The 25,773-nt window shown below is 64.7% G+C and carries 18 protein-coding genes; 4 read left to right on the top strand and 14 right to left on the bottom strand.

Features of this window, described 5'->3' with window-relative positions; all coding sequences use genetic code 11:
• Nucleotides 1-7 precede the first annotated feature (7 nt).
• The 4 genes from GFK26_RS20175 (at nucleotide 8) to GFK26_RS20160 (ending at nucleotide 4,433) form a co-directional block, all read left to right on the top strand.
• Complete coding sequence (locus GFK26_RS20175) at nucleotides 8-1,828, top strand: ABC transporter ATP-binding protein (RefSeq protein WP_153283541.1); 1,821 nt, start codon at nucleotides 8-10, stop codon at nucleotides 1,826-1,828.
• Nucleotides 1,829-1,993: 165 nt separating this feature from the next.
• Complete coding sequence (locus GFK26_RS20170) at nucleotides 1,994-3,676, top strand: alpha/beta hydrolase (RefSeq protein ID WP_153283540.1); 1,683 nt, start codon at nucleotides 1,994-1,996, stop codon at nucleotides 3,674-3,676.
• Nucleotides 3,677-3,706: 30 nt separating this feature from the next.
• Nucleotides 3,707-4,042: a YnfA family protein gene (locus GFK26_RS20165; RefSeq protein ID WP_153283539.1), complete on the top strand. Its 336-nt coding sequence runs from the start codon at nucleotides 3,707-3,709 to the stop codon at nucleotides 4,040-4,042.
• 13 nt (nucleotides 4,043-4,055) lie between these two features.
• Nucleotides 4,056-4,433 carry a YkvA family protein gene (locus GFK26_RS20160; RefSeq protein ID WP_153283538.1) on the top strand — a complete coding sequence of 126 codons (378 nt, stop codon included), beginning with the start codon at nucleotides 4,056-4,058 and terminating at the stop codon, nucleotides 4,431-4,433.
• Between the two features lie 7 nt (nucleotides 4,434-4,440).
• On the opposite strand, the gene GFK26_RS20155 is transcribed toward GFK26_RS20160, so the two are convergent.
• The 14 genes from GFK26_RS20155 to GFK26_RS20090 all read right to left on the bottom strand — a co-directional run bounded on the left by GFK26_RS20155 (nucleotide 4,441) and on the right by GFK26_RS20090 (nucleotide 25,773).
• Complete coding sequence (locus tag GFK26_RS20155; RefSeq protein ID WP_153283537.1) at nucleotides 4,441-5,100, bottom strand: DUF2894 domain-containing protein; 660 nt, start codon at nucleotides 5,098-5,100, stop codon at nucleotides 4,441-4,443.
• Nucleotides 5,093-5,755, bottom strand: a complete 663-nt coding sequence (locus GFK26_RS20150; RefSeq protein WP_194273915.1) for an OmpA family protein — start codon at nucleotides 5,753-5,755, stop codon at nucleotides 5,093-5,095. The genes GFK26_RS20155 and GFK26_RS20150 overlap by 8 nt, the downstream gene beginning before the upstream one ends.
• 164 nt (nucleotides 5,756-5,919) lie before the next feature.
• Nucleotides 5,920-8,742: a DUF802 domain-containing protein gene (locus GFK26_RS20145; protein ID WP_153283536.1), complete on the bottom strand. Its 2,823-nt coding sequence runs from the start codon at nucleotides 8,740-8,742 to the stop codon at nucleotides 5,920-5,922.
• Nucleotides 8,743-8,773: 31 nt separating this feature from the next.
• The gene (locus tag GFK26_RS20140) at nucleotides 8,774-9,478 is read right to left on the bottom strand and encodes a DUF3348 domain-containing protein (protein WP_153283535.1); all 705 of its coding nucleotides are present in this window, start codon (nucleotides 9,476-9,478) and stop codon (nucleotides 8,774-8,776) included.
• A gap of 145 nt (nucleotides 9,479-9,623) precedes the next feature.
• The gene (locus tag GFK26_RS20135) at nucleotides 9,624-10,100 is read right to left on the bottom strand and encodes a hypothetical protein (protein ID WP_153283534.1); all 477 of its coding nucleotides are present in this window, start codon (nucleotides 10,098-10,100) and stop codon (nucleotides 9,624-9,626) included.
• Between the two features lie 63 nt (nucleotides 10,101-10,163).
• Nucleotides 10,164-10,658, bottom strand: coding sequence for a pentapeptide repeat-containing protein (locus GFK26_RS20130; RefSeq protein WP_153283533.1), 495 nt, complete (start codon nucleotides 10,656-10,658; stop codon nucleotides 10,164-10,166).
• A gap of 44 nt (nucleotides 10,659-10,702) precedes the next feature.
• Nucleotides 10,703-10,978 carry a hypothetical protein gene (locus tag GFK26_RS20125; protein ID WP_153283532.1) on the bottom strand — a complete coding sequence of 92 codons (276 nt, stop codon included), beginning with the start codon at nucleotides 10,976-10,978 and terminating at the stop codon, nucleotides 10,703-10,705.
• A gap of 267 nt (nucleotides 10,979-11,245) precedes the next feature.
• Nucleotides 11,246-11,476: a hypothetical protein gene (locus GFK26_RS20120; RefSeq protein ID WP_153283531.1), complete on the bottom strand. Its 231-nt coding sequence runs from the start codon at nucleotides 11,474-11,476 to the stop codon at nucleotides 11,246-11,248.
• Nucleotides 11,477-11,519: 43 nt separating this feature from the next.
• A complete protein-coding gene (locus GFK26_RS20115; RefSeq protein ID WP_153283530.1) occupies nucleotides 11,520-11,939 on the bottom strand; it encodes a VOC family protein in 420 nt (139 codons plus the stop codon).
• A complete protein-coding gene (locus GFK26_RS20110) occupies nucleotides 11,936-16,753 on the bottom strand; it encodes an RHS repeat-associated core domain-containing protein (RefSeq protein ID WP_153283529.1) in 4,818 nt (1,605 codons plus the stop codon). The genes GFK26_RS20115 and GFK26_RS20110 overlap by 4 nt, the downstream gene beginning before the upstream one ends.
• Before the next feature lie 66 nt (nucleotides 16,754-16,819).
• A complete protein-coding gene (locus tag GFK26_RS20105) occupies nucleotides 16,820-19,987 on the bottom strand; it encodes a type VI secretion system Vgr family protein (RefSeq protein ID WP_153283528.1) in 3,168 nt (1,055 codons plus the stop codon).
• Nucleotides 19,988-20,068: 81 nt separating this feature from the next.
• On the bottom strand, nucleotides 20,069-21,277 hold the full coding sequence (locus GFK26_RS20100; RefSeq protein WP_153283527.1) for a hypothetical protein: 1,209 nt from the start codon (nucleotides 21,275-21,277) through the stop codon (nucleotides 20,069-20,071).
• A gap of 86 nt (nucleotides 21,278-21,363) precedes the next feature.
• Nucleotides 21,364-24,660 (bottom strand): metallophosphoesterase, encoded by a 3,297-nt coding sequence (locus GFK26_RS20095; protein ID WP_153283526.1) that lies wholly within the window; start codon nucleotides 24,658-24,660, stop codon nucleotides 21,364-21,366.
• A 3-nt stretch (nucleotides 24,661-24,663) separates the two neighbouring features.
• Nucleotides 24,664-25,773 (bottom strand): DUF4123 domain-containing protein, encoded by a 1,110-nt coding sequence (locus GFK26_RS20090; RefSeq protein WP_153283525.1) that lies wholly within the window; start codon nucleotides 25,771-25,773, stop codon nucleotides 24,664-24,666.

The following is a 25,773-nucleotide window of genomic DNA, read 5'->3' as shown; positions in this document are numbered from 1 at the left end:
CGCACGCATGACAGACACGACGACCACCTCCACCACCGAATCCCCCGGCCGCGCGATCCGCGCGCTCTACGCCGCGCTGTGGCACTTCGCCGCCGGTGCGCGTGCGCAGCTGCTGGGCGCCACGGCGTTGCTCGCGAGTTCGCAGCTGATTCGCCTCTCGCTGCCCTACCTCGCGGGCCAGGCCATCAACGCGCTGCAACGCGGCGACCTGCCCACGGCCGGCCGCTGGATCGCCACGCTCGCGGCCGTGTACGTCGGCGCGTGGGCGCTGCACGGGCCGGGCCGCATCCTCGAGCGCAACGTGGGCCTGAAGGTGCGCGAGACGCTGGCCGACCAGCTCTATGCGCGCATCGCCGCCGCGCCGCTCGCCTGGCACGACAGCCACCACTCGGGCGAGCTGCAGCACCGCGTGCACCAGGCCAGCCGCGCGCTCGCCGACTTCGCGCAGAACCAGTTCATCTGGCTCACCAACGCGGTCAACTTCGTCGGGCCGCTGGTGGCGCTGGCGCTGCTGTCGCGCACCAGCGGCGTGACGGCGCTCGCGGGCTATGTGCTGATCGGCGTGGTGATCGTGCGCATCGACCGCGCGCTCATGAAGCTTGCGCGCGCCGAGAACGACGCCGACCGCCGCTACGTGGCCGCGCTGCTCGACTTTCTGGGCAACGCCTCGACCGTGATCGGCCTGCGTCTGCAGGGCGCATCGCGCCTGTTGCTTCGCCGTCGCATGGCAGCCGTATCGCTTCCGTTGAAGCGCACCGTGGTGCTCAACGAAGGCAAGTGGTTCGCGGTCGACCTGATGGGGCTGGCGCTGACCTGGGGCCTGGTGGTGATCTATGTGTGGCAGGCGCGCGCGCCGGGCCAGGCCGTGATGCTGGGCGCGGTGTTCATGATCTACCAGTACGCGCAGCAGGCGGCGGGCGTCGTCACCTCGGTCGCCGCCAACTTCAGTTTCTTCGCGCGCATGCACACCGACTACAGCAGCGCCGAGCCGATCTGGCACGCGCCGGCGAGCGCCACGCTCCAGGCCCCGCCCGAAGAAGTGCCGGCGCATGAACGCATCGATGCAGCAACGCCGTGGACGCAGCTGCAGGTCGATCAGCTGAAATGGCGCTACGCCCCGCGCGGCGCCGTCGCGGACGACCCCGCGGCACCGGCGCGCAGCGGCCTGCACGACGTGGCGCTCTCGCTGCGACGGGGCCAGCGCGTGGCGCTGGTGGGCCCCAGCGGCGGCGGCAAGAGCACGCTGCTGCGCGTGCTGGCGGGGCTGTATGCGCCGCACGGCGGCACGCTGGCGCTCGACGGCGTGCCGGCCGACTGGGCGCGGCTGCGCCAGCTCGCCACGCTCATCCCTCAGGAGACCGAGCTGTTCGAGGCCAGCGTGCGCGAGAACCTCGCCTTCGGCCGCCCCTGCGACGACGAGCGCCTGCGCGCCGCGCTGCACACGAGCACCTTCGACGAGGTGCTGCAGGCCACGCGCGGCGACCTCGACAGCGCGATCTCGGAACGCGGCTTCAACCTGTCGGGCGGGCAGCGCCAGCGGCTGTGCCTGGCGCGCGGCGTGCTCGCGGCCGAGGGCAGCTCGCTGCTGCTGCTCGACGAGCCGACCAGCGCGCTCGATGCCGCCACCGAGGCGCGCGTGCTGGCGCGCATTGCGGCCGCATTTCCGCAGGCCTGCGTGATCGCGTCGGTGCACCGGCTGAGCCTGCTCGACCGCTTCGACACGGTGATCCTCATGGAGGCCGGCCACGTGCGCGACCACGGTCCGCGCGACGAGGTGCTGGCGCGCCAGCCGATGCTTCGGGAAGCGTCACGCGGTAACAAACAGTAGGACCCCTCCTGCGCCAGAAGGCGGCTTTCGCACCGGCCGCGCCGGCATGTCTTCTGCAACAGTATCGGCATCCATTTGTTCACGTCTTGCCCTGCGCGGCTCTGTTTTGCGCACCGGCTGCGTTCCAATTGCATGGTCCTTCCTTCCGCGAGCGTTCTCCGCCACATGCGCCCATTCCGTGCCACCCTTTCGCTCGCCCTGCTGGGTACCCTCTTGGGCCTGTCGGCCTGCACCACCGGCACCACCGCCGCCCAGCGGCTGGCCGCCGCGAGCAAGCCGCCCCCGACCGACTGCGTCGCATGGGTCGGCGCCGACCGCAATGCGCGCGTGGGCGGCTACCTGCTGCCGCAGGCCGGCACCGCGGTGAACGCCGGCGGCCCGCGCGTGTGCGTGCCCGTGCTCATGAGCGCCTACCCCGTGCCCACCAATTACGCGGGCGGCGACTACCACGTGGGCCAGTTCACCGACGACCAGCTCAAGGCGCGATGGCGCACCTGCAAGGCCGAGCCGGACTGCTTCGCGCGGGTGAACGCGCAGATGCAGCGCTGGCTGCCGCCCAACAAGGCGCGCGCCACGCGCGTGACCGGCGCGGTCGATCCGGCCGGGCGCATCGATGCCGACAGTCCCAAGGTCGACCTGAAGCAGATCCGTCGCCCCGCCTTCTTCGCGAAGGCGCCTTATCGCGAAGGCATTGCCGAAGCCGACGCGCGCACCCACATCGTCGAGTTCACCGTGCCGCGCGACACCTTCGAGCGGCTCGACCTGAAACTCAGCGACCCGATCAAGCTGCGCGGCTGGTACCTCGAAGGCGCGGGCGTGGACGACGGCAGCGGCCGCAAGGTGCGCGCCCTCGCGGTCATGGCGGCGGGCGGCGGCGGGCAGCTCACGGCCATCCAGCATCCGGACGAAGTGGCCTACCGCATCGACGGCGCGAGCGGCAAGGCCGTGCCGGTGTCGTTCCCCAACGGCACCACCGAGGCCATGGGCCAGCGCTGGTGGCGCGAGAACCTGCACGCGTTGAACCAGGCCGGCTTCGACGTGCTGGCCTACGACCGGCGCGGCGAAGGTTTGTCGGGCGGCGTGAGCGACACCAACACGCTGGAGCAAGGCGAAGACGTGTTCCGCGTGCTCGCGCAACTCGAACACGGCCAGGGCCTGCGGCTGCTCACGCCCTCGGGCCAGCTGCTCGAAGGCAACGCCGCGCGCGGGCGCCTGCTCGCGGGCCAGAAGGCCAGCGAGATTCCGCTGGTGCTCGGCGGCTACTCGCGCGGCTCGATGTCGACCGCCTGGGCGCTCACGCGCAACTACGTGGCCGCCTGCAGCTTCGACATGCCCGTGCCCCACTGCACGCCGGCACGCGGCTGGCGCAACATCCGCGGCGCCATCCTGCTGTCGTCGTTCGCCAGCGGCGCGGGCTACCTGCCCGATGCGCCCGACCTGGCCGACCGCAACCTGTTCCTCGGCGGCATGGCGGCGGACCACCACATCCTTTTCTATCCGAACTCCGCCACGCTCGCGGGCATGGACCGCTGGCCCGCCGCCTTCTTCGGCAAGGGCCTGTGGGACCGCGCCGAATCGCTCGAAGGCACCGTCGCCGCCTACAACCGCATCCGCGGCGTGAAGGAGATCGTGCTGTCGCGCGGCCCGCACGCCATCGAAACCTGGCCCGAGTCCGAACGGCGCTACCTGCGCGAGCGCATGGTGGCCTACGCCAAGGTGGTGATCGTCGGCGGGCGCACCGTGCCGGGCGCGCGGCCGTGGAAAGATTTCAAATCGCTGGTCGCCACCACGCCCGACGTGTGGGAACCGTCGTCGCGCCCGGGCACGGGGCCCGGACGACAGCCCTGACGTCAACGGTCGGCCGCCACAATGGCGGCCATGGACCTGCTTAAGACCTTCGGACTTTTCATCGCGACCGCGCTCGCGGAAATCGTCGGCTGCTACCTGCCCTACCTGTGGCTCCGGCAGAACCAGTCGATCTGGCTGCTGGTGCCCGCGGCGCTGAGCCTGGCGCTCTTCGCGTGGCTGCTCTCGCTGCACCCGACCGCTGCCGGCCGCGTGTATGCGGCCTACGGCGGGGTCTACATCGGCGTGGCGATCCTGTGGCTCTGGGCCGTGGACAAGGTGACGCCGTCCACCAGCGACTGGGTCGGCGTGGCCGTGTGCTTTGTCGGCATGGGCATCATCATGTTCGGGCCGCGCAGCGCGGGTTGATGGCTGGGCCACGATGAACCTCCGCGATTGGGCGCGCCGCATCAAGCGCGACGCCGTCACCCTCTGGTTCGCCTGCCGCGACCCCGCCACGCCGTGGCTGCCGAAGGCGCTGTGCTGGTTCACCGTGGCCTACGCGCTGAGCCCCATCGACCTGATTCCCGACTTCATTCCCGTGCTCGGCTACCTCGACGACGTGCTGCTGCTGCCCGCGCTGATCTGGCTCGCGGTGCGCCTGCTGCCGGCCGAGGTCATCGTGCGCAGCCGCGAGCGCGCCGAAGACTGGATGGTGCGCAACGGCCGCCGGCCGACGAGCCGGGTCGGCATGGCGTTGGTCATCGGCATCTGGGTGCTGGTCGCGGCCGGACTGGCCTGGTGGCTTTGGCCGCGCTGAGCGGCCGTCAGCCGGCGCGGCTGCGCGAACCCTTGCGCGGGCTTTCGGTGCGCGCCACGCGCGCGGCTTCGGCGGCGGCGTTCACCTGCTCGATCCACAACAGCGCATCGACGTGCGCCATGAAGCGCTGCAGGTACTGCGGCGACAGGTCGCGCATCAGCGTGAGCGCGCGCTGCACGAGGTGGTGCGTGTTGAGCGGGCCGGCGTTCTTCGGCACCTTGGCAAGCGATTGCGTCACGCGCTGGTCGGCGGCGAGCTTCGACCACGTGCTGCGGAAGTAGCTCAGCGTCTTGAGTTCGGGCGCGGTCGACAGGCTGGGCACGGCATCACCGTCGGTAGCTCCCCCGTCGGGCGGGGGCGGCAGCGGCGCGAGTTGAGCGATGTGCATCATCAGCTCTGCGAGCGCGGTGTGCAGCGGTGCATCGGCCGGTGCGTCTGCCTCGGGAGCGACCTTGTCGAGATCGGCACGGTAGGTCGCCATGAGGCTGGCCAGCCGCGCGTCGAGCAGGCGCCGCGTCTCACCCTCGTGCACCGCCGCGCGCTGCGCCATCGCCTCGATGAAGCGGAAGCGCACCGGGTCGAAGCGGTCGTCGCCGCGCGCGCGCCAGGCGTCGAGCGCTGCGACGGCGTCGACCTGATCGTCCGGCGCTGTGTCGTCGTTACTCACGGGGCTTCGCAGCGTCGGGCGTGTTCTTTGGCCGGGGTGTCGGTGCCATCTCCACGCGCCGGTTCTTCGCACGGCCTTCGGCGTCGCCGTTCGAAGCCACCGCCTGCTCGGCGCCGAACGCGGCGGCAAACACCGACGACGAGGGCACGCCCTCTTCGATCAGCGCGCGCGTCACAGTGAGCGCGCGCTGGGCGGACAGCTCCCAGTTGTCGGCGAACAGGCGCGCGCCTTCGCGCATCTGCCGGTCGTCGGTGAAGCCGCTCACCATCAGGATCTCGTCGCGCGTCTTCAGATAGGCGCCCAGCGGGCCGGCCAGGCTTTTCAGCAGTTGGCGTCCGCCAGGTTGCAGGTCGGCGGAGTTGAAGGCGAACAGCACGCTGCCGCTGATGCCGATGCGGCCGTTATTGAGCGTGACGCGGCCCGCGGCAAGCGGGCCGGCCAGCGCCTGTTCGAGCGCCTCGCGGCGCTGCGATTCGGCGCGGCGCTGCTGCACCTCGGTTTCGAGGCGGCTCGCCAGGTCCAGCTGCATGCCGAGCACGCACACCAGGATCAGCACGAACGCGCCCAGCATGCCCGCCATCAGGTCGCCGAACACCGCCCACACGGGGACGGTCGGCTCCAGGCCGGCGTCGAGGTCAATTTCGTCACGCACCATGTCAGTGATCCATTTCCCATCTGCTACGGGCGAGCCCTATGAAACTGGCGCAACCCAATGCCAGAAAACCCGCGGAACCGGCTTTGCCGGGCCGCTGGGTTTGCCCCCGGTGAGGGGGTTGGCGGACCTCGCGCAGCGAGGGTAGCCTGGGGGAGAGCTTCATTTCAGGCCTCGCTGCCCACGGCCGTCTGGCGGCTTGCGAACTGCTGCAGGTCTTCGACGATCTGCTTCTGCGACATGATGCTCAGGTCGATCACCTCGCGCGCCTGCGCCACGTAGTAGGCCAGCTGCTCGTCGCTGCGCGCCAGCGACTTGCCGAGCGCGCCTTCGATGCGCTGCAGGTGCGCCACGAGCTTGTCGTTCGATTCGCCGAAGCGCTGCACCGCAAAGCCGAAGGCCTCGCCCAGGCTCGCCACCTCGACCGCGCCGCCGGTGATCTGCGCGGCAATGCCGGCCATCTTCTCGGTCTCGCTCTCGACCTTCTCGGTGAAGCGGCTGCCCACGCGCTCCATCATGTCGGCCGAGGCCGTGACGAGCGCGTCGATGGCGCTGCGCTGTTCGGTCGAGGCATGGTTCACCGCACCCAGCAAGGTCTCGAGCGTGCCGAGGATGCGGCTGCGCTCTTCGAGCATGTCGTTGTCGCGCGCCATGCCGTCGGACAGCTTCTGGCGCAACTCGGCGATCACGTCGGCTGCGGCCTTCGGGGCTTCGGCCGCCACCTGCAGCAGCTGCGCGACTTCGGCGACGGTCTGCTTGGCATTGGCCTCGGCCTGCGCCGACATGTCGCGCACCGTTTGCGCCAGCGTCTCGCTCATCTGTTGCTGCTGGCTCAGGCTGTGTGCGCCGGCCTGCTGCCATTCCTTCTGCAGCGAGGCGGCCATGGTCTCGAGCGAGCCGCTCCAGGCGGCGAGGCGTTGCGCATCGCGCGTGGCGAGTTCGGTCTGCAGGTTGGCGTGCGCCTCGCGCACGGTGTCGAGCAGCGAAGCGGCGGCGCGCGGTGCGTCCGACGCGGCCTGCAGCAGCTGCGCGACTTCGGCGACGGTCTGCTTCGCATGCGCCTCGGCCTGCGCCGACACGTCGCGCGCGGCCTGCGCCAGCGTGTCGCTCAGTTGCTGTTGCTGGCTCAGCGTGTGCGCGCCGGCCTGCTGCCATTCCTTCTGCAGCGACGCGGCCATGGCTTCGAGCGACTGGCTCCAGGCCGACAGGCGCTGCGCATCGCGCGCCGCGAGTTCGGTCTGCAGGCTGGTGTGCGCTTCGCCCACGGTGCGCAGCAGCGCGGCCGAGTGCTGCTCGAACGTGGCGGCCGCGGCGGCGACCGCCTGGTGCGAATCGCCCGACAGTTTTTCGCTGACGCGCTGATGCTGCGCGAGCGCGCTGCCCCAGGTGTCGGACACGCTGCCCACGGTGCTCTCGAGGCGGGCGGACACGCCATCGACCAGCGCAGCCGAGCGCTGCTCGAAGGTCTCGGCAAAGCGTTCGAGCGTGCCGCGCAGGTCGCTCGACAGCGCCCCGCTCGCGCGCTCGTGTTCGGCCAGCGCGGCCTTCCAGGTGTCGGCGACGCCGGCGGTCGAGGCCTCGAAGCGGCCCGTGAGGCCTTCGAGCTGCCGTTCGACGGCCTGCGCCATGCCGCCTTGCAGCGAGGCCGCTTCGCGCGCGATGCCGAGCATGGCCGCCTCGACCACGGGCTGGATCGTGGCGCCGGCGATGCGAGCGGTGTCGGTGAGGCTTTCTTTCAGCGAACGATCGACCGATGCGGCCAGACCGCTGTACGCGGCTTCGGCCTTCTGGTGGAAGCTGTCCTGGCTGGCAACGAGGCGGTCGTTCTGCGACTGGGTCTGGCGCTCCAGCGCGGCCATCATCGTCTGCAGCTGGCCGACCAGTTCAGGCATGACCTTCGCCACGGGCTGGATGGTTTCACCGGCGATGCGGGCGCTGTCGGCCAAGCTGTCCTTCAGCGAACGATCGACCGAGGCGGCCAGGCCGCTGTAGGCAGCTTCGGCCTTCTGGTGGAAGCTGTCCTGGCTCGCGACGAGGCGGTCGTTCTGCGTCTGGGTCTGGCGCTCCATCGCGGCCATCATCGTCTGCAGCTGGCCGACCAGCTCGGGCATCACGCGCGCCACAGGCTGGATGGTTTCACCGGCGATGCGGGCGCTGTCGGCAAGGCTGTCTTTCAGCGAACGATCGACCGATGCGGCGAGCCCCGTGTAGGCGGCCTCGGTCTTCTGGTGGAAGCTGTCCTGGCTGGCGACGAGGCGTTCGTTGAGCGACTGGCTCTGGCGATCGATCGCGGCCACCATGGCCTGCAGCTGGTCGACCAGCGCGGGCATTGCGTGCGCCTGCTGCTGCATGAGCTTGAACGACTCTTCGCGGCGGTGCGCCAGCGAATGGCCGCGCAGCGACGTGGCGATCTGCGTGTCGAGTGCCTGCCCGGCCAGCAGGCGTTCACGGCGGCAGAGCGCCGAGGCCAGGCCCAGCATCGCCGATGCGGCCACGCCCGCCACCGAGGTGCCGAAGGCCAGGCCCAGGCCGCGCACGGGCGCCGACAGCGAGTTGCGGATGGCCTGCACGTCGGTCGCGCTTTCGAGCGCCAACCCCGTGCCGTTGAGGGTGACCACCATGCCCAGGAAGGTGCCCAGCATGCCCAGCAGCACCAGCAGGCCCGCGAGGTACGGCGTGAGTGCCGGGCCCGGCAGGCCGACGCGCTCGCCCTCGATGCGCAGGCGCACCGCGTTGCGCAGCGAAGGATGCAGGTTCGCCAGCCAATCGCCGAGCGTGGCCGGCGGCGCCGACAGGTCGTCCACCGCGCGCGACAGCGTGTTGGTGGCCTGGTGGAAACGGTGCAGCTCCAGCGCGCCCATCAGGTAGAACGCGCCGATCAGCGCCGTGATCACCAGGGCCAGCGGGTTGTGGCCCACGTAGCTGGCACCGACCCAGCACACGACGGCCAGGCCCACGAGGAAGACGGCGTAATGGAAAAATCTGTTCATGGAAGCTTGATGTCTCTTGTGGGGCTGCAGGCTAGCGATCGCGAAGGGCTTCGAGCAGGCCTTCGACCGGTTGCATGCGAATGTCCAGTTCGGCCCGCAGCACGCTTTGCATGTCGCGGCCGAACACGTTCAGCCAGCCGCCGGCGGCGGTCGGTGGCGGCTGGGGGGTGTCGGGGTTGGCGTCCTGCGTGGCCTGGGCGGCCTCACGCAAGCGCTTGAAGTGTTTCTCCAGCAGCGTCGGCACGCTCGCCAGCAGGCTGCGTTCGCGGGCGCCCACCACCTGTTCCAGGATGGCGTCCACCGCGGCCAGCCGGGCCAGCTCGGGCGAGCGGGTCGCGAGCCGGGCCCGCAGACGGGCACGCAGCGGTTCGATGGCCGTTTCCATGGCCTGCTGCCGCGCGAAGTAGCGACGGCGGTACGGCGGAAAGTCGTCGTTCGCGCCCGGCAGCACCGAGGCCACACCGCCGTCGGCATTGCCCTTGGCCAGGGCGGCCTTCAGGCGCGCGCACTCCTGCGCCTCCTCGGCGCCCTCGGACGCCCGGGCGCCGGACACGGCGACGCCCAGATCGGAATCCAAAGCTGCTGACAAGGAGATGGCATCGGTCCAACTGAACCACTGACTCAAACGATCCGCGAGGGCTTGCCTGGATTCGGGAACGTCGGTGTCGCTCAATTGAGCGAGCAAGCGAGTGAGCGCCGAGCCGGTGAAGCCTGTGCGCCGTGACACTTGCACCATACCGAGAGAGGGGGAGAAAACCGGGCAGTTTACACCGGTCAACTGGCGGCTTTGCCTCTGTGAACTGGTGCACGGGAAGCGCCGGAGAAGTGAAACGGTGTGTGACGAGAATCGAGGAAATGGCGGCCCTGCCGGCCCACCGCGATCAGCACGAAGCGGCCGCCGTCGGGCTCAACGGGTGGTGGGTGGTTGAAGCTGATGTCGATCCATCTGCCGGATGGCGCGAGGCATACCCCGTCATCTGCTCGAGTTGCTTTTGTCGTTCGGCAATCGCCAGTTCTCGCGCACGCGGGCCATACCGCCCGACCGAAAAAGCCTTGCTGACCGATTTCTCCGGACTGACTCTGGTCATCGCGATCCACATCGGATTCTTCCCGCCCGGTTCCTCACGAAAGTACACCCCCGCCACACCGCTCTTGTTGTCACGCCGCACGCGCTGGGCGATCTCGCGCTTCAAGACCGGCAAGTGTTCGCGCACGAATTGATCCCGATGGGCTTGGGCATGCGCCAATGCGCCCTCGCGACCGCCGTGGGTGTTGAAGTAGAACGCCTTGACCATGCGCACCTTGTTGCGGCGAATATCGACACTCCAATAGTCGTTGTAGCCGTAGATGCCATACATGGGATTGGGGTTGGGGGTGCCTCTTGGCATGGGTGCTCCGAAAGATCGCGCCGCTTCGCGACCTCAATTGATTTGCGCGTTGCGCATCTCCAAGTGCTCGAAGTAGCTGCCGGTGAAGTCCACATGTTCCCCGCGCAGGCCATCGGCCTGAACCGTGGTGCCCGTGCATCCGAACACCGCGACGTCGGACCAGTGACCCCCGTCGAAATTCAAGCCGTTCCACTGGCAGTTGTTGAACTGACAAGCGCTGAGCCGACTTTGCTGGAACTGCGACTGCGAGAAGGTGCAGTTGGAGAACGTGCACCCTGAGATGGAAATGCCCTCGAAATCGCACGTGGTGAAGGTGCAGCCTGAGAACTGGCATCCGGTCCAGCCGGCCTGCTTGAACGTGCACGCAGCAAAGCTGGTGCCGGTGAAGACGGTGGTGACGAACTGGGCGAGGTTCAGGTCTAGGCCGGCGTAGGCATAGCTGTCGGCCATGCCAGCAAGACCTGCGGGGGCACCACCGGCGCCTTTGCGCCAGAGGTTGTGGTTTTGGATGATCAGTTGGGAGGGCATGGTCTTTGGCTCATGGGTGGCAGACGCTCAGTGCGCTTTGGATCTCAATAAAAATCAGAATTGGAAAACAAGATGTTATTTCCAGCAGGATCTTTCAAATAAATCCACTCCCCGCATGGTTGAGAAACGTTTTTTATAACAAGGTCGCTAAAACTCCTGAATATCAAATTCTGCCAACCGAAGAACTCTTCATCCCAAGAAGAAATTAGACCGAATGCCACCACGGGAAGGTCCGCGCCATCGACCTCTTTGTAGGCGCGCAACAAAGAGTTGTTGTCACGAAAATTCAGGACCAGAGACGGTGCGGCGCTGTGAATCATTCTTGCGATTCTGATTCCAGACCCATCAACATCATCACTCGCAAGGGCGAATCCGAACTCCCTATAAAACTCAATACCGCTCGAAATATCGCTTGCGTGAAGATGGACCAATACTCTAACCATTTAAGTCCCTCAACACCCCGTCGACATAGGAAGACAAATTTCCATCAGCAACACAGCCACCGAGATTCTTCACACTAAATTTTGCACAGAATCAGGAGCTTCCCCAGCAGTTGTTTCAGAATTCAAATCACAATCTCGTCAAGATTAGATTTGAAATTTCATCGACTTCCCTGCTGGAAAACGAATCAACCGGATCGATCGCCGCACCATATGCAAGATCAATCTTGATGTTGATACGCCTTCCCAAAATCGGCAGCGCAGCACATTTTCCTCGGCAATACAAACCGCCTCCTCAAGAAGAAGGTTTTCGCCTTTTAACTGTTCTATCGATCTTTCAATTTCCTCAACCGTAAGTGCATGGAACTCCTTCGTCATAGACGTCTCAGCTTGTACGAAAATTCACTGTCAACGCGGAATTTCAGTCAATATCCTGATAGATATTCCAACTCGATATGTCGAAATTTAGATCGTCCTCGAAGCTTTCCGAGATTATTTCTATTGAATTTCCAGAAGGGTCCATGATTCTTGCAAAATAGAATCCAGGAGTCCGTGCAAGCATGTCAAACTCAACCCCTCTTTCTTTCAAATTTTGGCAAAGAGTAGGAAAATTCTTCTCAACAAAAAACTCGTAGAGCGACTCTTTATCTTTTTTATTCTCCACTTTGGAAAAATTTGAATACTTGAAGCAGACCGCCAAATTCGAATGATTTGGCACCCGCAGAATACTCAACACGGGATCTCGCTCATAGCCCAGAATGTCTTCGTAGAAAGAATTCATTTGTTCAAGCATCCCTTTTTTCCGGAGCATTGGAATATGAATGGTGAATGGTTTCGTCATCGTCCGTATCGTCCTTTTGCTTTGGGGCGAGAGCTTTCTTTCGTGCCATCTCTGGCAGCCGCGGCTCCACACTTATTGGCTCTGTATGTCTTGCCACCGGCCCTGATCAATGCCTTCTTCTCGGCTGCATAAAATGGACTGCGATTGGTTGCGCCATCAGTTCCGATGTCGATGAACTCATAACCGTCTGCTACGCGCTGCCTGATCCAGACGGCATTCCCGGCAACCGCCTTTTGCTCCCACTCCTTGCTCCCGAATTTTTCGACCGATGCACCGGAAGCTTGAGTCACGGAATCCCACTCTTTTGCGATGGTCCTGAATTCATCGCACGGAAATTTGAGTCGCATGGACGCAGCATAGGCTTCCACCGCAGCTTGTCCTTCGCCGATGATCACGTATTTCCTCAACCCCAGCGGGTCGATGAATCCAGCCGGATTGGGCGCGTAGACCATGGTGTGGAGCCCCCCGGCCAGCCCGATGGGGTCTTGTGACACGAACCTGCCGCTGTGGGGGTCGAAATACCGATACCGGTTGTAGTGCAGCCCCGTTTCCTCGTCGAAATACTGCCCCTGGAACCGGATCGGATTCGCGATCCCCGCGAGCCCGGCCGCCTTGCTGATCGCCTGCTTCGCCTCGCCCCAGGCCTTGTAGTTCGCGCTCCAGCAAACTTGGCCTTCTGAATCGGTCAATTCCTGCGGCGTGCCCAAGTGATCGCACTGGTAGAAAGCGATTTCTTCAGGCTTGAACGGCTCGGCTCTGGCTTGCTGCAGTCCCTGCCCGTTCCATAACGGGTCCTGCTCGATGTCGTAGGCCCCGCCGTTGGCCTGCATCAGCGCCTTCACGTCGGTGGTGGGGCTCAGCTGAAGGGGGCGCTGTCTGCGCACCTGCACCAGCGGCACGAAGCTGTGCTTCTCGTGGACGTAGTGCACGGTGTGCGCCTGCTCCCGGGCCCTGGGGTCCAGCGGTGTTGCGCTTTCGTAGGCGATGGTGTCGCCGTCCCAACCAAAGAGGGTCTCTCTCGATCCGCTCGCCTTGGCAATGCGCCGGCCCATCGGGTCGTAGCGGAAGGTTGTGGTGCCTTCCTCGCTCTTGGCGCTGACCATGCGGTTGAAGCCGTCCCAGCTGAAGAGGGTCTTTTGCCCGTTCTTCGTGCGCTCGATGAGGTTGCCGTGCCCGTCGTATTTGTAGCGCGTGCCGGCGTACTCTTTGAGCAGGTTGTCCAGCAACTTGCCGGGGGCCACGCGCTGTTCGCGCACGAGCGCTACGGTGCCGGGCTCCTTCAGCACCGGGTCGGCGATATTGCCGGCGGGGTCGAAGGCGAACACTTCCTTGCCCAGTTGGCTCTGGGCTTCGAGCAATCTCCCGACCGGGTCGTAACGGTAGTCCAGCCGCCCGCGCCGGCTGTCGCCGATGCCGGTGAGTTGGCCGGCTTTGTCGTAGCGGTAGCTGCGACGGATGCCGACGGCGGTGGTGCCTGTGGTGCCGGGAGCCGGTTTCGTGTGGGTAATCTGCTGCTCGAGCAACCGCCCGGCAGGGTCGTAGGTTTGCGTCTGGGCCAGGCCGTTGTGCTGCTGGCGGCCGACTTCGCGGTGGAGGTCGTCGCGCTCCAGGCTCAGGATGTCCTGGCCGTCCAGCAGCAGACCGTGCACATGGCCGCTGCCGTAGGTGAGCCACTCCTGGGTGTGGCCGTCGGGACGGGTGCTGCCCACTCTCTGGTTGAGTTCGTTGTAGCGGTGCTGCCAGATGGCGGTGTGCCCCCTGGCAAGGTCGGCGTGGTGCTCGCGGGTGAGGTTGCCGGCGGGGTCGTAAAACCACTGAAGCTTGGCGTCCTGGTTCCGGGCCTCGACGAGGCGGCCGTTGCCGTCGTAGGCGAAGCTTTCGGCTTGGGCGGCGGCCTCGCGCTCGACAAGTCGACCCAAGGGGTCGAAGGCGAGTCGGGTGATCTGCCCTGCTTCGGCCACTTCGGTGAGCACGCCGCTGGTTTCTTCGTAGCGGTACCGGGTCACCTTGCCATCGAAGCCAGTTTCCTCGAGCAGGCGACCGACGGGGTCGTACTTGAACAGGTAGTGGCTGCGGTTCTCGTTGTCGAGCCGAGTGAGGCGCCCCAGTTTGTCCCATTGGTAGCTCAGCGTGTGGCCTGCAGCGTCAGTGCGCCCGGCGATGAGTCCCGCGTCGGCGTAGCGGTAGTGGGTGCTGCGCGCCAGGGCGTCGGTGTGCGTCAGCAGGCGGCCTTCGGCGTCGTGAGCCAGGCGCTCGCTGGTCTGATCGGGGTGGATCACTTCTTCGAGCTGGCCGGGGTGATTGGCTCCCGCCTGGGCCGCCGTCAGCGTTTGCTCGTCGAGCGTGGTGTAGCGGTACTTGGTGACCTGGCCGGCGGCGTTGGTGCTTTGGGCGAGGCGGCCTTGAGGGTCGTAGGTCCAGGTCGTTGTCTTGCCCGAGCAATCGGTGTAGCTGGCGAGTTCGCCCGTCGGGGTGTAGGCGAGCTTCTTGACACCACCCTTGGCGTCGGTGATCTGCACCGGTCGCCCGGCCTTGTCGTAGGCATATTGGGTCTTGTGGCCGAGCGGGTCGGTTTCCTCGGTGAGGTGACCCTGCGGGTTGTAGTCGCGCCGCCAGGCACCGCCTTCGGCATCGCGCACGCCGGTCAGGCGGCTGAGCTTGTCGTATTCGAAGTGGATCTGGCTGCCGTCGGCCTGGGTGTGGGTTTGCAGATTGCCGGCGTCGTCGTAGACGTAGTCGTCGGTGGTGCCGTCGGCGTGCACATGGCGGGTGATGTTCTTGGCGTCGTCACGGAAGAACCACTCTTCGTTCTCGTCTGGGTGAATGACTCGGTAGGTGTAGCCGAGGATGTCGTAGTAGATCCACGTTTCCTGGCCCAGCGCATCGGTCACATAGGTCAGGCGGATGTTCTCGTCCCACTCCAGCCGGGTGTCGAAGCTGCCGTCGTCCGCCCATTCACGAATCGCCTTGGCCTGGGCCCCGGTGCCGTCGTAGGCCAGGTTCATGCCGCGGCCGGTGCGGTCGGTGTAGCGGGTGATGAGGTGACGGCTGTACTGGTAGGCCCAGGCGGCACCGTTCTCGTCCTGCGCCGCGACCAAGTCGCCAGCCTCGTCGTGGGTGTAGCCGGCGAGTTGACGAACGACCTGTCCGTCTTTCAGCTCCCAGACGGATTCGATGCGCCCGGAGATCGCATGAGGCCGGATGCCGACATGCGCGAGCGTGACGTCGCCCTGCTTGCTGACGACATCGCTCAGCACCTGCTCGCCGGAAGGCAATGCATGGTCATAGCGCAGGCCGATCGCGGCACCGTCCTTGGCGTGTTGCGCCACCAGACGGAAGTGCTGCTTGCCTTGGCTGGCGGCCTTGCTGCTGACCGTGTCCACGAGTTCGTAGCTCTCGCGCCAGTCAGCCGGTTCGCCAGTGGGCAACGGCTTGCCGAAATCGAGCACCAGCAGCGTGTCGCTCACACGCGTGGCACTGAATTCTTCGATGGCGTTGCGATGGCTTTGACCGACGGCCAGCCAAGGGATGTCGTGGCTGCGACCATCAGCGGCACGGTAGGCCAGTGCGCGTCGCCCTTTGGACTCGACAACGTCGATGCGCGTCGTGTACGGGATCAGCCAGCGCGCACCGAAGCCGCCCTGGTCATAGGCTTCGAGGTCGCTGCTGTAGGTGCGGCTCCATTCGATGGGCAGCGTGGCCGACAACACGAAATCCGTGTGGGTGAAGCTCTCGCTGCCTGTGGCGAAGCTGATGGACTTGCGGGTCTTGGCCTTGGCGGCGCCCTGCTTGCAGCAGTTGCCACTTCCCGTGGCGCCCGCCTGGGTGTTCACGGCGCCAAGTTCGTGCCCCGGCCTCGTGGCCTGCGCCTGGGTGCCCTTGGTGGGCGGCACGACAGCGGCACGCTTGGCCTTGAATTTCTTCACGGCGGCAAACAGGCGCTTGAGCAGCCACATGATCGAGCGCTCGGTCTCGGCGCTGGCCAGCGCCATCAACTTGGCTCGCAGCGCCCCCTTGAAGTCGGTCAGGCTGCCGATGACGATGTTGACCACCGCCTTGGCCTTGTCGGGCAGGCGTGCGGCTGCCACCTTGACGGCGTAGTTGGCCGCCTGTTTGGCATAGCGGTCGGCGGCGGCGAGCATGCGGTTCCACATGCTCTCCTTCTTCGGGTTGTAGGTGCCCCTCTCGGGCTTGGGGCCCGCGATCTTGAACAGATCTTCGCCGCCAGTGCAGCGACGCAGCACGCTGATGAGGTCGTCGACGACGCCATCGGCCTTGTCCGCGCAATTGCTCAGGATGCCCGAGAGCTTGCTCATCGCACCGTCGACAAACTTCTCGATCTCGCCCGCGATCTTGTCGTTGAGGTGCATCACCAGCACGGAGATCAACGCGTCGCCGATGTTGGACGCACTGTGCTTGAGTTGCTGTTTGACGAGGTGCAGCGCCGGACGCAGACTCATGCGGGCAGCGGCCATGCTCGGCGGCGCGGGAATGACACCGATCAGGTTGATGCCCAGGTTGACCCACGCAAGAAAATCGACGGCCTCTTTCTTGATGAACCGTCCGCTGATCAGGACGATGTCCATGATCACGTCGATCAACGCCATGATGTTGCCGATGACAGGCAAACTGCCGGCCACGGTGCTCAAGCGCTCCAGCGTGACGTAGTCGTTGCTGATGTCGCGCAGCCACTTGTCGAAGCGCGCCGCACCGGCACCGATGTCCTGCGGCGCGATGGCGTTGAGCGGCGCGACCGCAGTCTGCTTTTCGCGCGGCTTGCTCTCTTGAGATCCGGGCGTTCCCTGCGTTGTCATTTTTGTATTTCCTCGATCTGACTTGTTCTGTTCAGGCTCTTGCAACCGGCGAGGCCTGTGCCGCCGTCAACCCGCGAAGCCGGGTGTTCTGCCGGTCATGGCTGTCGCAGGGTTCACGCTGCCCAAGGACGGCAGGCTGGGCAATGCACCAGGCAGCTTGGGGACGACCGACGCCACCGCACCGCTCATGCTGTTCTGCGCCGCGGCAGCCGCGCCCGCCAGACCGCCCTTCATGCCACCGGCCACCACACTGCCGACCGCTCCCGCTGCAGGCGCCCCCATCGGGCCGAGCATGTCGCCCACAACCTTTCCAATCGCTCGGGTCGCTGCGCCGGAGGCCAACTGTCCCGCTTGTCCCAGCAATGCCTGCGCACCGCCTTTCTGCACGGCCTGGACGGCAGCAACGGCTTGTTGCGCTGTTCCGGCCATCTGGCCGATCTGCCCCAACGCACCCTTGGCTCCGCCGAGGACGCCCTTGCCCGACAGCAGGTTCGCAGCAGGCATGGCGCCCGCTTCGCCTGCAGGGCTCGCCGTCGATTGCTCGTCCAGCGGCTTGGGCGGCCATTCGTGCGGTGGCCCGAAGTAGCTGCCCTCGTCCCAAGGATCGCGCGGGTCCGGGCCGAAGGTGATCTTGGCGCCACCGATCGGCAAGCCCGACACCGTCGCGAACCCTTTGGCATCGAGGTTGCCGCTGTGGGTGCCGCCTTCCGAATCCACCACCGTGTACTCGCCCTGCTTCACCGCCTGTCGCGGCGTGCCATCGCTCTTGATGTAGTGGTTGTGCAGATCCAGCTGCCCTTTCGGCAGCTGGGCCGGCTCCGGCAGTTTGGGCGACCCCTTGCTGTTCGGCCCAATCAGGCTGTGCACGGCCGCATGCTCGCGCCAGATGCCATTGGTGCCGCTCTCGATGCCGCTCGCGTTCCAGCGTGTGTAGCTGGTGCCGCCATTGACCAGAACCTCCTCCTTGGCGGTGATGGTGATGCGATTGGCCTCCATCTTGATGTCGAGCTTGGCGATGACATTGATGCAACTCTTGAGTGCAGTGATGTCGATGTCCGCCGCCGCCGCTACCAGGCGAATGCCTTTCTCGAAGGCTGCGATGCGCACCGCTTCCTTGGCACTCACCAGCAAACTCTTGCCCGCCGCAATGCTCGTGTGCGCCCCGCTGGTGATCGCGTGGTGCTCGGTGCTCACCAAGTGAATCGAGCCTCCCGTGGTGGCCTCGATTCCCGAAGGGCTGGCCAGCACGACATGCGGCTCGTTGAGTTCGGGGAACTCGCCCTCGGCCTTGTTGCCGCTGCCCGAGCCCTTGATCGCATCGTTCTGCGCCTTCAGGCTCTTGGTTACTTCGTCCTGATCGCCGGTCTCATGCGCCTTGGCCTGCTGCGCCGCTTCACTCAAGCCCTCGTGCAGGTCCCGCCCCTGCGTCAGGCGCTGCACCGTCTCGCCCATGTCGGTGATGTGGGCCTGGGCGTTGGCGCGCGCCTCGGTGCTGATCAAGAGTCCGTCCTGGGCCCGGATCGCACCGTGCCCGTCCGTGCGCAGCTCGAAGCCCTGGCCCCGGGCGTCCTTGCGTCCTGCGTTGTCTTCGATGCGGGTGATGTGTCCCAGGCTCAGGGAGCTGCTGTCGTGGTCGCTCTTGAGCTGCGCCTGGATCTTGCCTTCGGTGTCGTCCAGCAGCAAGTGGTTGCTCTTGCCTCCGGCCTCATTTCCGCTGGCGCCCGCGAGCTCGCGGCTCTTGAGACCCGTGAGGGCCTTTTGCTCGGGCAGCTTCCATGGCGGCATGCGCTGGGCGTTGTAGACCACGCCCATGACGATCGGGTGATCGGGGTTGCCGTCCAGGCACTGCACGATGACTTCCGAGCCGACGCGGGGCGTGGAGACGGCACCGGTCTCGCCGCCGGCCCACGGGCTCATGACGCGCACCCAGGCCGAGCTGCGTTCGTCGTTCTGGCCTTCGCGGTCCCAATGAAATTGCACCCGGATTCGCCCGTATTCGTCGGTGTGGATGCTGCCCTCGGCGGACGGGCCCACCACCGTGGCGGTCTGCGGCGCCATCACGCGCTGCTCCACGCTGTGGAAGCCGCGGCCGGGACGCCAGGGAACGAAGCGACGGCTGCAGGTGAAGCTGTTGCTGTATTGGGCGAGTTCACCTGCGGCTTGCAGGTAGTTGTTGCTCGCGCTGTGCTCGACCTCCAGGATCAGGAATTCGCTCTCGGGGCCTGTGCCCTGGGTGCGCCCGAAGTGATCGGTGAGGCGAAAGTAGCGCCCCGGCAGTACCTGCCGGTTGTTGCCGCGCGCATCGAAGTGCTTGGCAATGGCTTCGATCTCTTCGACGCGCCGTGTGGCCAGCGCATCGCCTTCGCGGCTGGTCTTGAAGTGCCGGTGGCCGCCGTATTCGTGCACTTCCAGCTGAGGGACCTCACCCTGCCGGTTGCCGCTGGGGATGTCGGCGTGCTGGGGACGCGGGTTCTTGAAGTCGAAGGCGCTGACAGCCGTGCGCCCGGACACGAGGGTGCGTGCGGCGCTCCACTGGTGGATGGCGTCTTCTTCCTGGGCACCGCCTTCGCGCTGGAAGCGGATGTCGGGCGTCGACCCGTCCACGGCCTGGGCCAGGGTGGTGTCATCAGCGAGAACGAGCGTGTGACCTTTGGCCGTGTGCTCGTACCAATAGCTGTAGCCGGCGGCTTCCCAGCGCCGATGCAGGTAGTTGTGGTCGCTCTCGCCTTGGGCACCGCCGCCTTGGGCGGCCATGGTGATGGGAAGGTCCTCGCTGCGGACTTGCCACTTCCATTGCGGCAGGGTGTCGTAGTCGTCGAAGATGGCCTGGGTCTGCTCTTTCAGGTTCTGGCGGTGGAACAGGCGGTTGTTCGAACGCAGGCGCAGGTATCTCAGCCAGGGGCCGAGTCGGGCTTCATAGAAGGCCAGGTTGCCGTCGGTCTTGACGAGACGGAAGGCGAAGACGATGCCGGTGAAGTGGCGCAGGCTGCCATCCGCGCGCACGAGATCGATGCACAGCATCTTGCCTTGCAGGTCTTTGAGCGCCAGGTCGGCATTGCTCGAGAGCAGTTCGGCCGCGTACTCGAAGTCGCGCGACACGCCTTCGCTGGCCTCCAGCCGGTTGATGACCAGTCGCGCACCCGCAGGTTCGCCGCCCTGGGGGAACGACAGGCGCAGCAGCCGGTCGTGCTGGCGGTCGAGAAGTGCCTCTCCGCTTTGGATACCTTCGGCCATTCGGCTCTACTCCCTGAAGATGCAGCCATCGTCGCGATGGGCAGCTGAAAATTGATCGGACATCCGTAGTCTTCCTGCGCCTCAACGTGGCAGCTTGATGTTGGAGCCTTCCAGCTTCAAGCTCCGACCTAGCCTCTTGAGGTCAGTGGTCCCACGTTGCTTGAACTCTTTGATCTGCGCCCCGCTCATATTCACAGACCTTGTGAAACTCACATCGTCCAGCTCCAACACCTCCGCGCGAGTGTTCGTGAAATCAGCTTCCCCAATCTCCACCTTCCTGAGTACGAGATTCTTGGTATTGAGATGCTGAGACTGCAGTTGGGGGATCTTGCTGTCGCGAATCAAAATAGATTGGCTGACACTCGACGTGCGGGTCGGTTCCTTAAGAGAGAAGCCTCCTGCGATCGTGACCCCATCGGTGCCGTTACCGCCTCGTATCGAGCCTACGCCGAAGGTCGTTCCCTCAATCGAGATCGCCCTAATCCCACCGGCGAAGGCCTCGAACACATCCATTCCGTTGCCTGCGATCTTGCTGTCTCGCACGGTGAAACTGTTGGCATTCTTGACATAGCCGAGGATCACACCGGCAGTCACTCGCTCCATCAGGATGTCGCCCTTGACCGTCGCGTTTGTCATGTCGAAGGTGCCTTCGATGAGAGTGTCACGGATGATGAGGGATTGGAAGTCTGCGGGGACCATGCTGAACACACCACGCAACTTGCTGTCTTCGATCGACACATCAGCGAAAACACCGCCCGACTCCTTGCTTCGGGGTGTGCACTTCGTATCTTCAAACTCGCATTGCCGAAGCGTGAGCTTTGCGTGTCCTTCAATGACAAAGTACTTTGCTGTGCAGCGAATGAATTCCGCTTCGCCATCGCTGCCGACACCTCCCCAGTGATTCCGATCGGGATTGGCGCCAACGAACCGACAAGATTCAAAAACAAGAGCCGTGCTCTTCTCGCCGGCATACCCTATGGAACCGTCCGTCCATGCGCATCGCAAGAAGTGAACACGGTTGGTCTTGCCGTATCCAAAGATGCCAGAGAACCGACAGTCTTCGTACCGAACGTCCGTGGAGTTTCCAATCTTGATCTGATACGCACCGACGAAGTCGCAATTCCTGAACAGGATGTGACTCCAGTCAACGTACTGAAAACTTTCACCGCTGATCTCCGCGCCCTCGACGGTAAGTAAGGCGTCTCCGACTTCCTTTTTGCGAAGCTCTGGGTCTTTGAGGTACTGGAAGATCTTTCCAAACTCGCGGATGTTCTTTTTGGACGTGGCCATGTTGCAAGCGGTCAAGAGTGGGCTTGAGGAAATGATCAGCGCGGGAAGCGCAGTCAAAGCGGAGCGACGATTCATTGAGTAGGAGATCACTTGGGTCTGATTGCCTCGAGCGGCGGTAGATATCCCACGGCGGGAAAGTGTTCGGCCAGAAAATACCAATCCGGCACCTCCCCCTTCTCTCCTCCGACACGGCCAAGACCGGCCATCGTTCTCCCTGCGTTCGTGCTCACCACAGCGATCGGAAAAACCCATGGATCGGTGCATTGCATGTGCAGGGCCCAGTCTTCGTCTGCTTTCATCGGTTCAGGCTTTCGCAGCCCCACCTCACAAAAGGTCGCCTGGATGCGCCGGAATGCCGAATCGGCCTGCTTGCCCACGACACCTGTTGCAAAGGCTCTTGAGAGTGCCGCCATTCCTTCGTTGCTGACCGTCGCGTTGCCGGGAGAGCCAAGCGTGTCCAGCTTTGTGTCTACGCGATGCCATTTGCGAACGTCGTTCTTCTCGGAATCCTTTCCGCCCTCAAACACCCACAGCGTCAAGCTCACGATGCAGTTGAGCTTTTTCATCTGTCGACTCAGTCGAAGCGGGATCTGCGTGTTGCCCATCGCGAACTGAGGAATGTCGCCAAACTCAAGCGGCTTGTCGATGTTGCCCTTCGCCGGCAGGCCACTCATCACATGCAGGTAGTCCAGCGCCACGCACAGCCTTGGCTTCTCGTTGTACGCCTTGCCGTCTTCGATGCGGCAGCGACGCGTGCTGACCTGGCTGATCTTGCCCGTGGCCGGCTCCAGCAAGGTGCCCGCAGGTGGCCGCCCTGTCCATGCGCCGAGTTCACCATCCAGGTTCTGATAGCCAATCGGACCACCGCAACTGCTGACGATCAGGGCCGTCTGCGTATCGGCGGGCACGGTCCGCACCTCGTGAATCCCCGGGTCCGTGGCCGATACGACCTGGATGTAGGGCTTGGTATCCGGCCCATCGCTTTGCCACTCGACCTGATAGACGCCGCTGCGATGGCTATGGCCTGACAAATGCCAGTCGACCTGTGCACCGCCCTTGGGTCTGCGGCGCCCCGCGCGCACGTAGTGTTCAAAGTAGTGGGCAAGCCCTCGCTCGCAGGTCCCCACATTGACGTGGTTGAAACCCGCCGGCTCATCCGGCAGACCGGTAGCGCTGTTGTGCGGCCACAAGCGCGCCTTGACCAACTTCTTCTTCACGTTGCTGTACGGCTGTGGTTCGTCAAAGCTCACGATCGTGAAGTGGCTGGCTACCGTAAGGCTTGCTTTGCTGCCGGCAGCCTTGTACTTTTGAGCCTGGGAAAGCAACTCGAATTGCGCTGTGCTCCACGACTCTGTAGCGCGCGGCAAGATGCCCGCGCCTTGCCTGTCAACACCACCGAAGTCTTCCATATGCGGCAATTTGGCGGGATCGGCCAGTTCGCCCAGGTTCTTGAAGTTTTCGTCGGTCCCCCAACCCATCGGTGCAATGACCTGAAGGGTTCCTGCCGCGCTCTCATCGTCGCTCTGGGCACCATAGGCGACCACCACATCGGCCAACGGCGTGAACAGCGCGTAGAACCAATCGAACTGGCCGCTGTGAAAATTGAATCCGGTCAGAGCCTGCCCGTAGGTTGGACCATATGCCAGGCAGGCTTCGTAGATGGTCATGTTGTGGTCGCGACTCATCCCTTCATTGGCTTTGCCGCGGGTCCAGTCGCTGGCCGCTTCGATCTGCTTGCGGTGCGCTGCAAGCTCGCTTCCATCCAGGGTGCCGCGTGCCGTCTTGAGCGCCTTCGAGAGACCTTCGTTGAGGCCGCCCAGCCGGTTCTCGGCAGCGCGGGCGACCTGCTCGACACCCTCTACGCCCCGACCTGCCGCCTCGCTTGGAGAAACGCCGGTGGCCGACTTGAACCAGCCGGATACCTTGTCGACGACGGTCCCCGCTCGATCACGCAAGGCACCGCCACTTCCAGTGACCGCGGCCCTGGCAATCTCGCTGCGTTTCGCGGGGTCGGCCGCAGTTTCCAGCACGCCCAGCTTGAATGCCCAGTTGGCCATGTCTCCAGCCTCTACCCGCGCACTGATGCCATAGGGCACCTGGTACGCCTCGTGATTGCCGCTGGTCATGAAGACAGGCAGGCTGTGCTTGCGGTACATCTCACGGACCAGGCTGAACACGAGCATGTCGTCCAGCCCGCGCGGGTACAGCCTCTTGCCGTTGGCCGGGTCATCGATGTTCGCCAGCAGGTTGAAGCTCTTCCATTGCTCGCCGATGGCCTTGTTGCCCGTCGCTTTTCCCGCAGCGACCTGCGCCGGGTTGAGGTTGCGGTTGAAATCGATCAGGTCGCCGGTGAGCAGCACCACGTCGGCCTTCTCGATCTTGTCGCCACCCAAAGCCATCTTCTCGAACAAGGCGCGCAGCGCATCGAAGCTGTTGCACACCTTGGTGCCGACAGGCGCATTCCATTCCGCGCCGGCCACATCGCCTTCGAGCACCTGGGCCATGCTCTTTCCCATCGCGGTATGGCGAACATTCACGTGCACGTCGGACAGGTGGCCCAGCTTCAGAGGACGTGCGGGCATGTACTTCACGGGGTGCCAGCTCTGCAGGCGTTCGCCCGAGCCGGTTTTTTGCGGCGGCAACTGGTTGGCCGTGGTGCGGGCGCCCTTGGAAAGGTCGAACTCCTGGATGTTCGCGAAGTGGAAAGGGTCCTTGGCGGATTGCTCGCGCAGGAACTTTGCAATCATCAGGTCCTGCGGCTCCGCGTGCGTGGCGTTGGGCAGAAGTTGCTTGCCGGCGTCGTTGAGTTTGACCATCCAGGCAAAGCTCATGAAGCTGCCCGAATTGATGCCCTGGAACGGCGCGGCCTTCAGATCGATCTCTATCTCGTAGATGTCGCCGCCTTGCAGATCCTTGTAGACCTGGGCCGCCATCGGTGCGATGGTGGCAAAAGGCCGCCGATGGCGATCCTTGATGAGCACCCCTGCTCCGAAGCGGCCGACGCGCCAGGCCTTGATGTGCTGCGGGGCCGTTGCACAGGTATTGCCATCGCCAAACAGCGTGCCGGTGGTCGTGTCGGTCTGGGTCCCCTTCTCCTTGATGGAGTAGAGCCTCAGATGACGGTCGACGAAGACATGCAGGTTGGGCGCAGGCGCGGGTATGAGACCACCCGCACCCGAAGCCGCCTTCAAGCTCGACTCGCCGACGATGAAGATGCTGCACTTGGTCTGCCCTTCTTTGAGCAGCAACGGCGTTCCCAGACTCGGATAAAGGATGAGTGCTGATTTGTCGACTGGGTCGCTGCAATCACAAACGCCCGGGATGCGGTTCTTGGCGGATTGCGCGTTGGCAGCGCTGCTTCCGAGGTTGGGAACGGTGGCCATGATTCAGCGAACCTCGGTGCGCGGGATGTGAAAGGGGTGTGCGGACACGGCAGCGAGACGCCGTTGGCGCAGGGGTTCAAGCAGTGCGTGCGAATGCAGCGCCAGCACCTGTGGCGCCTCTTCGACCAGGTCTCGCCACACCGCGTTGTCGATGTCCGCAATGGCGGCACCGAGGCCTTGCTCGCCCGTTGCCGCAGCGACAAGGATGGGTTGCAGTGCCTGTGCCTCGGCAATGTCGGGGTGCAGGCGCAACCCCATGGCCAGCAACATGTATTGATCGGCCCACTCGCCCAAGCCAAGACGCTGCGCTTCGTCAAGCAGCCGATGGGCCAGGCGGCGTTGCAGCGCAGGCGCAATGTGATCGAGTTCGCCCGGCTCGATGTCGTTCTCGCGCACGGAAGCGAGCATGGTTTCCGCCGTGTTGAGTTGGTCGAGTGCCAACAGCAGTGCCTGGTCAAGCGGCAGCGGCTCGGCGCGCGGAGCCGCCCTGTTAAGGCCGGGCCCCTGCATCACGCGCGGTGAAAAATCGGCGCCCCAGGCGGCCCACCAACGAAATGCCTGCATGAATTGCAGGCGATCCGCTGCAGGCCAGCAGCCGGGCATGTCCAAGCCGATGCGTGGGTCAAACCAGCGCAGCACGGCACCGCAGGATTCGTCACCGTCGATCGTTGGGTCCGGTGGAATCAAGCCTTCGATCCAGCTTCTCATGTGGTTCGCCAGATCGTCCAACGCGAGGGTTGAGGCCACCATGCTCAACGCATGATGAACGCCCGCATGCAGGGCCAGGGTCTCCAGCAGAGCGCCCGAAGGCTGTACCGGAAACTGGATCAGCCATGGCCCCTGGTCGGCCAGTTCGGATTCGGGCGTGCCGTCGAACAGGCGCTCCACCTCGAGCCCATGCGTTTGAACACCGAGGGCGATGGCCTCGCGATCGGTCATCTCGCACTGGCCGAGCTCAACCAATGCGTAGCGCGGCATGCTCGTACTGCAGGTCAGCAGCACACCCATGTCATGCGCCAGTGCCTGCGTGACTTCCTTGTTGAAGGCCGCAGGCTCGTGCGGCGGCAAGCCGTCGTCGACCCGCGTCGCTTGTGGGATTGGGTACGCGGACAC

The organism is Variovorax paradoxus (assembly GCF_009498455.1).
GTDB lineage: Bacteria > Pseudomonadota > Gammaproteobacteria > Burkholderiales > Burkholderiaceae_C > Variovorax > Variovorax paradoxus_H.
Note: the sequence above shows the minus strand (reverse complement) of the source record. Positions and strands in the feature narration are given on the sequence as shown.

What these genes read in the sequence shown, in the direction of transcription:
- GFK26_RS20165 (WP_153283539.1), top strand. Translation starts at nt 3,707, where the DNA reads ATGGACCTGCTTAAGACCTTCGGACTTTTCATCGCGACCGCGCTCGCG.
- GFK26_RS20110 (WP_153283529.1), bottom strand. Translation starts at nt 16,753, where the DNA reads ATGACAACGCAGGGAACGCCCGGATCTCAAGAGAGCAAGCCGCGCGAA.
- GFK26_RS20095 (WP_153283526.1), bottom strand. Translation starts at nt 24,660, where the DNA reads ATGGCCACCGTTCCCAACCTCGGAAGCAGCGCTGCCAACGCGCAATCC.
- GFK26_RS20105 (WP_153283528.1), bottom strand. Translation starts at nt 19,987, where the DNA reads ATGGCCGAAGGTATCCAAAGCGGAGAGGCACTTCTCGACCGCCAGCAC.
- GFK26_RS20170 (WP_153283540.1), top strand. Translation starts at nt 1,994, where the DNA reads ATGCGCCCATTCCGTGCCACCCTTTCGCTCGCCCTGCTGGGTACCCTC.
- GFK26_RS20135 (WP_153283534.1), bottom strand. Translation starts at nt 10,100, where the DNA reads ATGTATGGCATCTACGGCTACAACGACTATTGGAGTGTCGATATTCGC.
- GFK26_RS20125 (WP_153283532.1), bottom strand. Translation starts at nt 10,978, where the DNA reads ATGATTCACAGCGCCGCACCGTCTCTGGTCCTGAATTTTCGTGACAAC.
- GFK26_RS20140 (WP_153283535.1), bottom strand. Translation starts at nt 9,478, where the DNA reads ATGGTGCAAGTGTCACGGCGCACAGGCTTCACCGGCTCGGCGCTCACT.
- GFK26_RS20145 (WP_153283536.1), bottom strand. Translation starts at nt 8,742, where the DNA reads ATGAACAGATTTTTCCATTACGCCGTCTTCCTCGTGGGCCTGGCCGTC.
- GFK26_RS20100 (WP_153283527.1), bottom strand. Translation starts at nt 21,277, where the DNA reads ATGGCCACGTCCAAAAAGAACATCCGCGAGTTTGGAAAGATCTTCCAG.
- GFK26_RS20150 (WP_194273915.1), bottom strand. Translation starts at nt 5,755, where the DNA reads ATGGTGCGTGACGAAATTGACCTCGACGCCGGCCTGGAGCCGACCGTC.
- GFK26_RS20160 (WP_153283538.1), top strand. Translation starts at nt 4,056, where the DNA reads ATGAACCTCCGCGATTGGGCGCGCCGCATCAAGCGCGACGCCGTCACC.
- GFK26_RS20130 (WP_153283533.1), bottom strand. Translation starts at nt 10,658, where the DNA reads ATGCCCTCCCAACTGATCATCCAAAACCACAACCTCTGGCGCAAAGGC.
- GFK26_RS20120 (WP_153283531.1), bottom strand. Translation starts at nt 11,476, where the DNA reads ATGACGAAGGAGTTCCATGCACTTACGGTTGAGGAAATTGAAAGATCG.
- GFK26_RS20175 (WP_153283541.1), top strand. Translation starts at nt 8, where the DNA reads ATGACAGACACGACGACCACCTCCACCACCGAATCCCCCGGCCGCGCG.
- GFK26_RS20115 (WP_153283530.1), bottom strand. Translation starts at nt 11,939, where the DNA reads ATGACGAAACCATTCACCATTCATATTCCAATGCTCCGGAAAAAAGGG.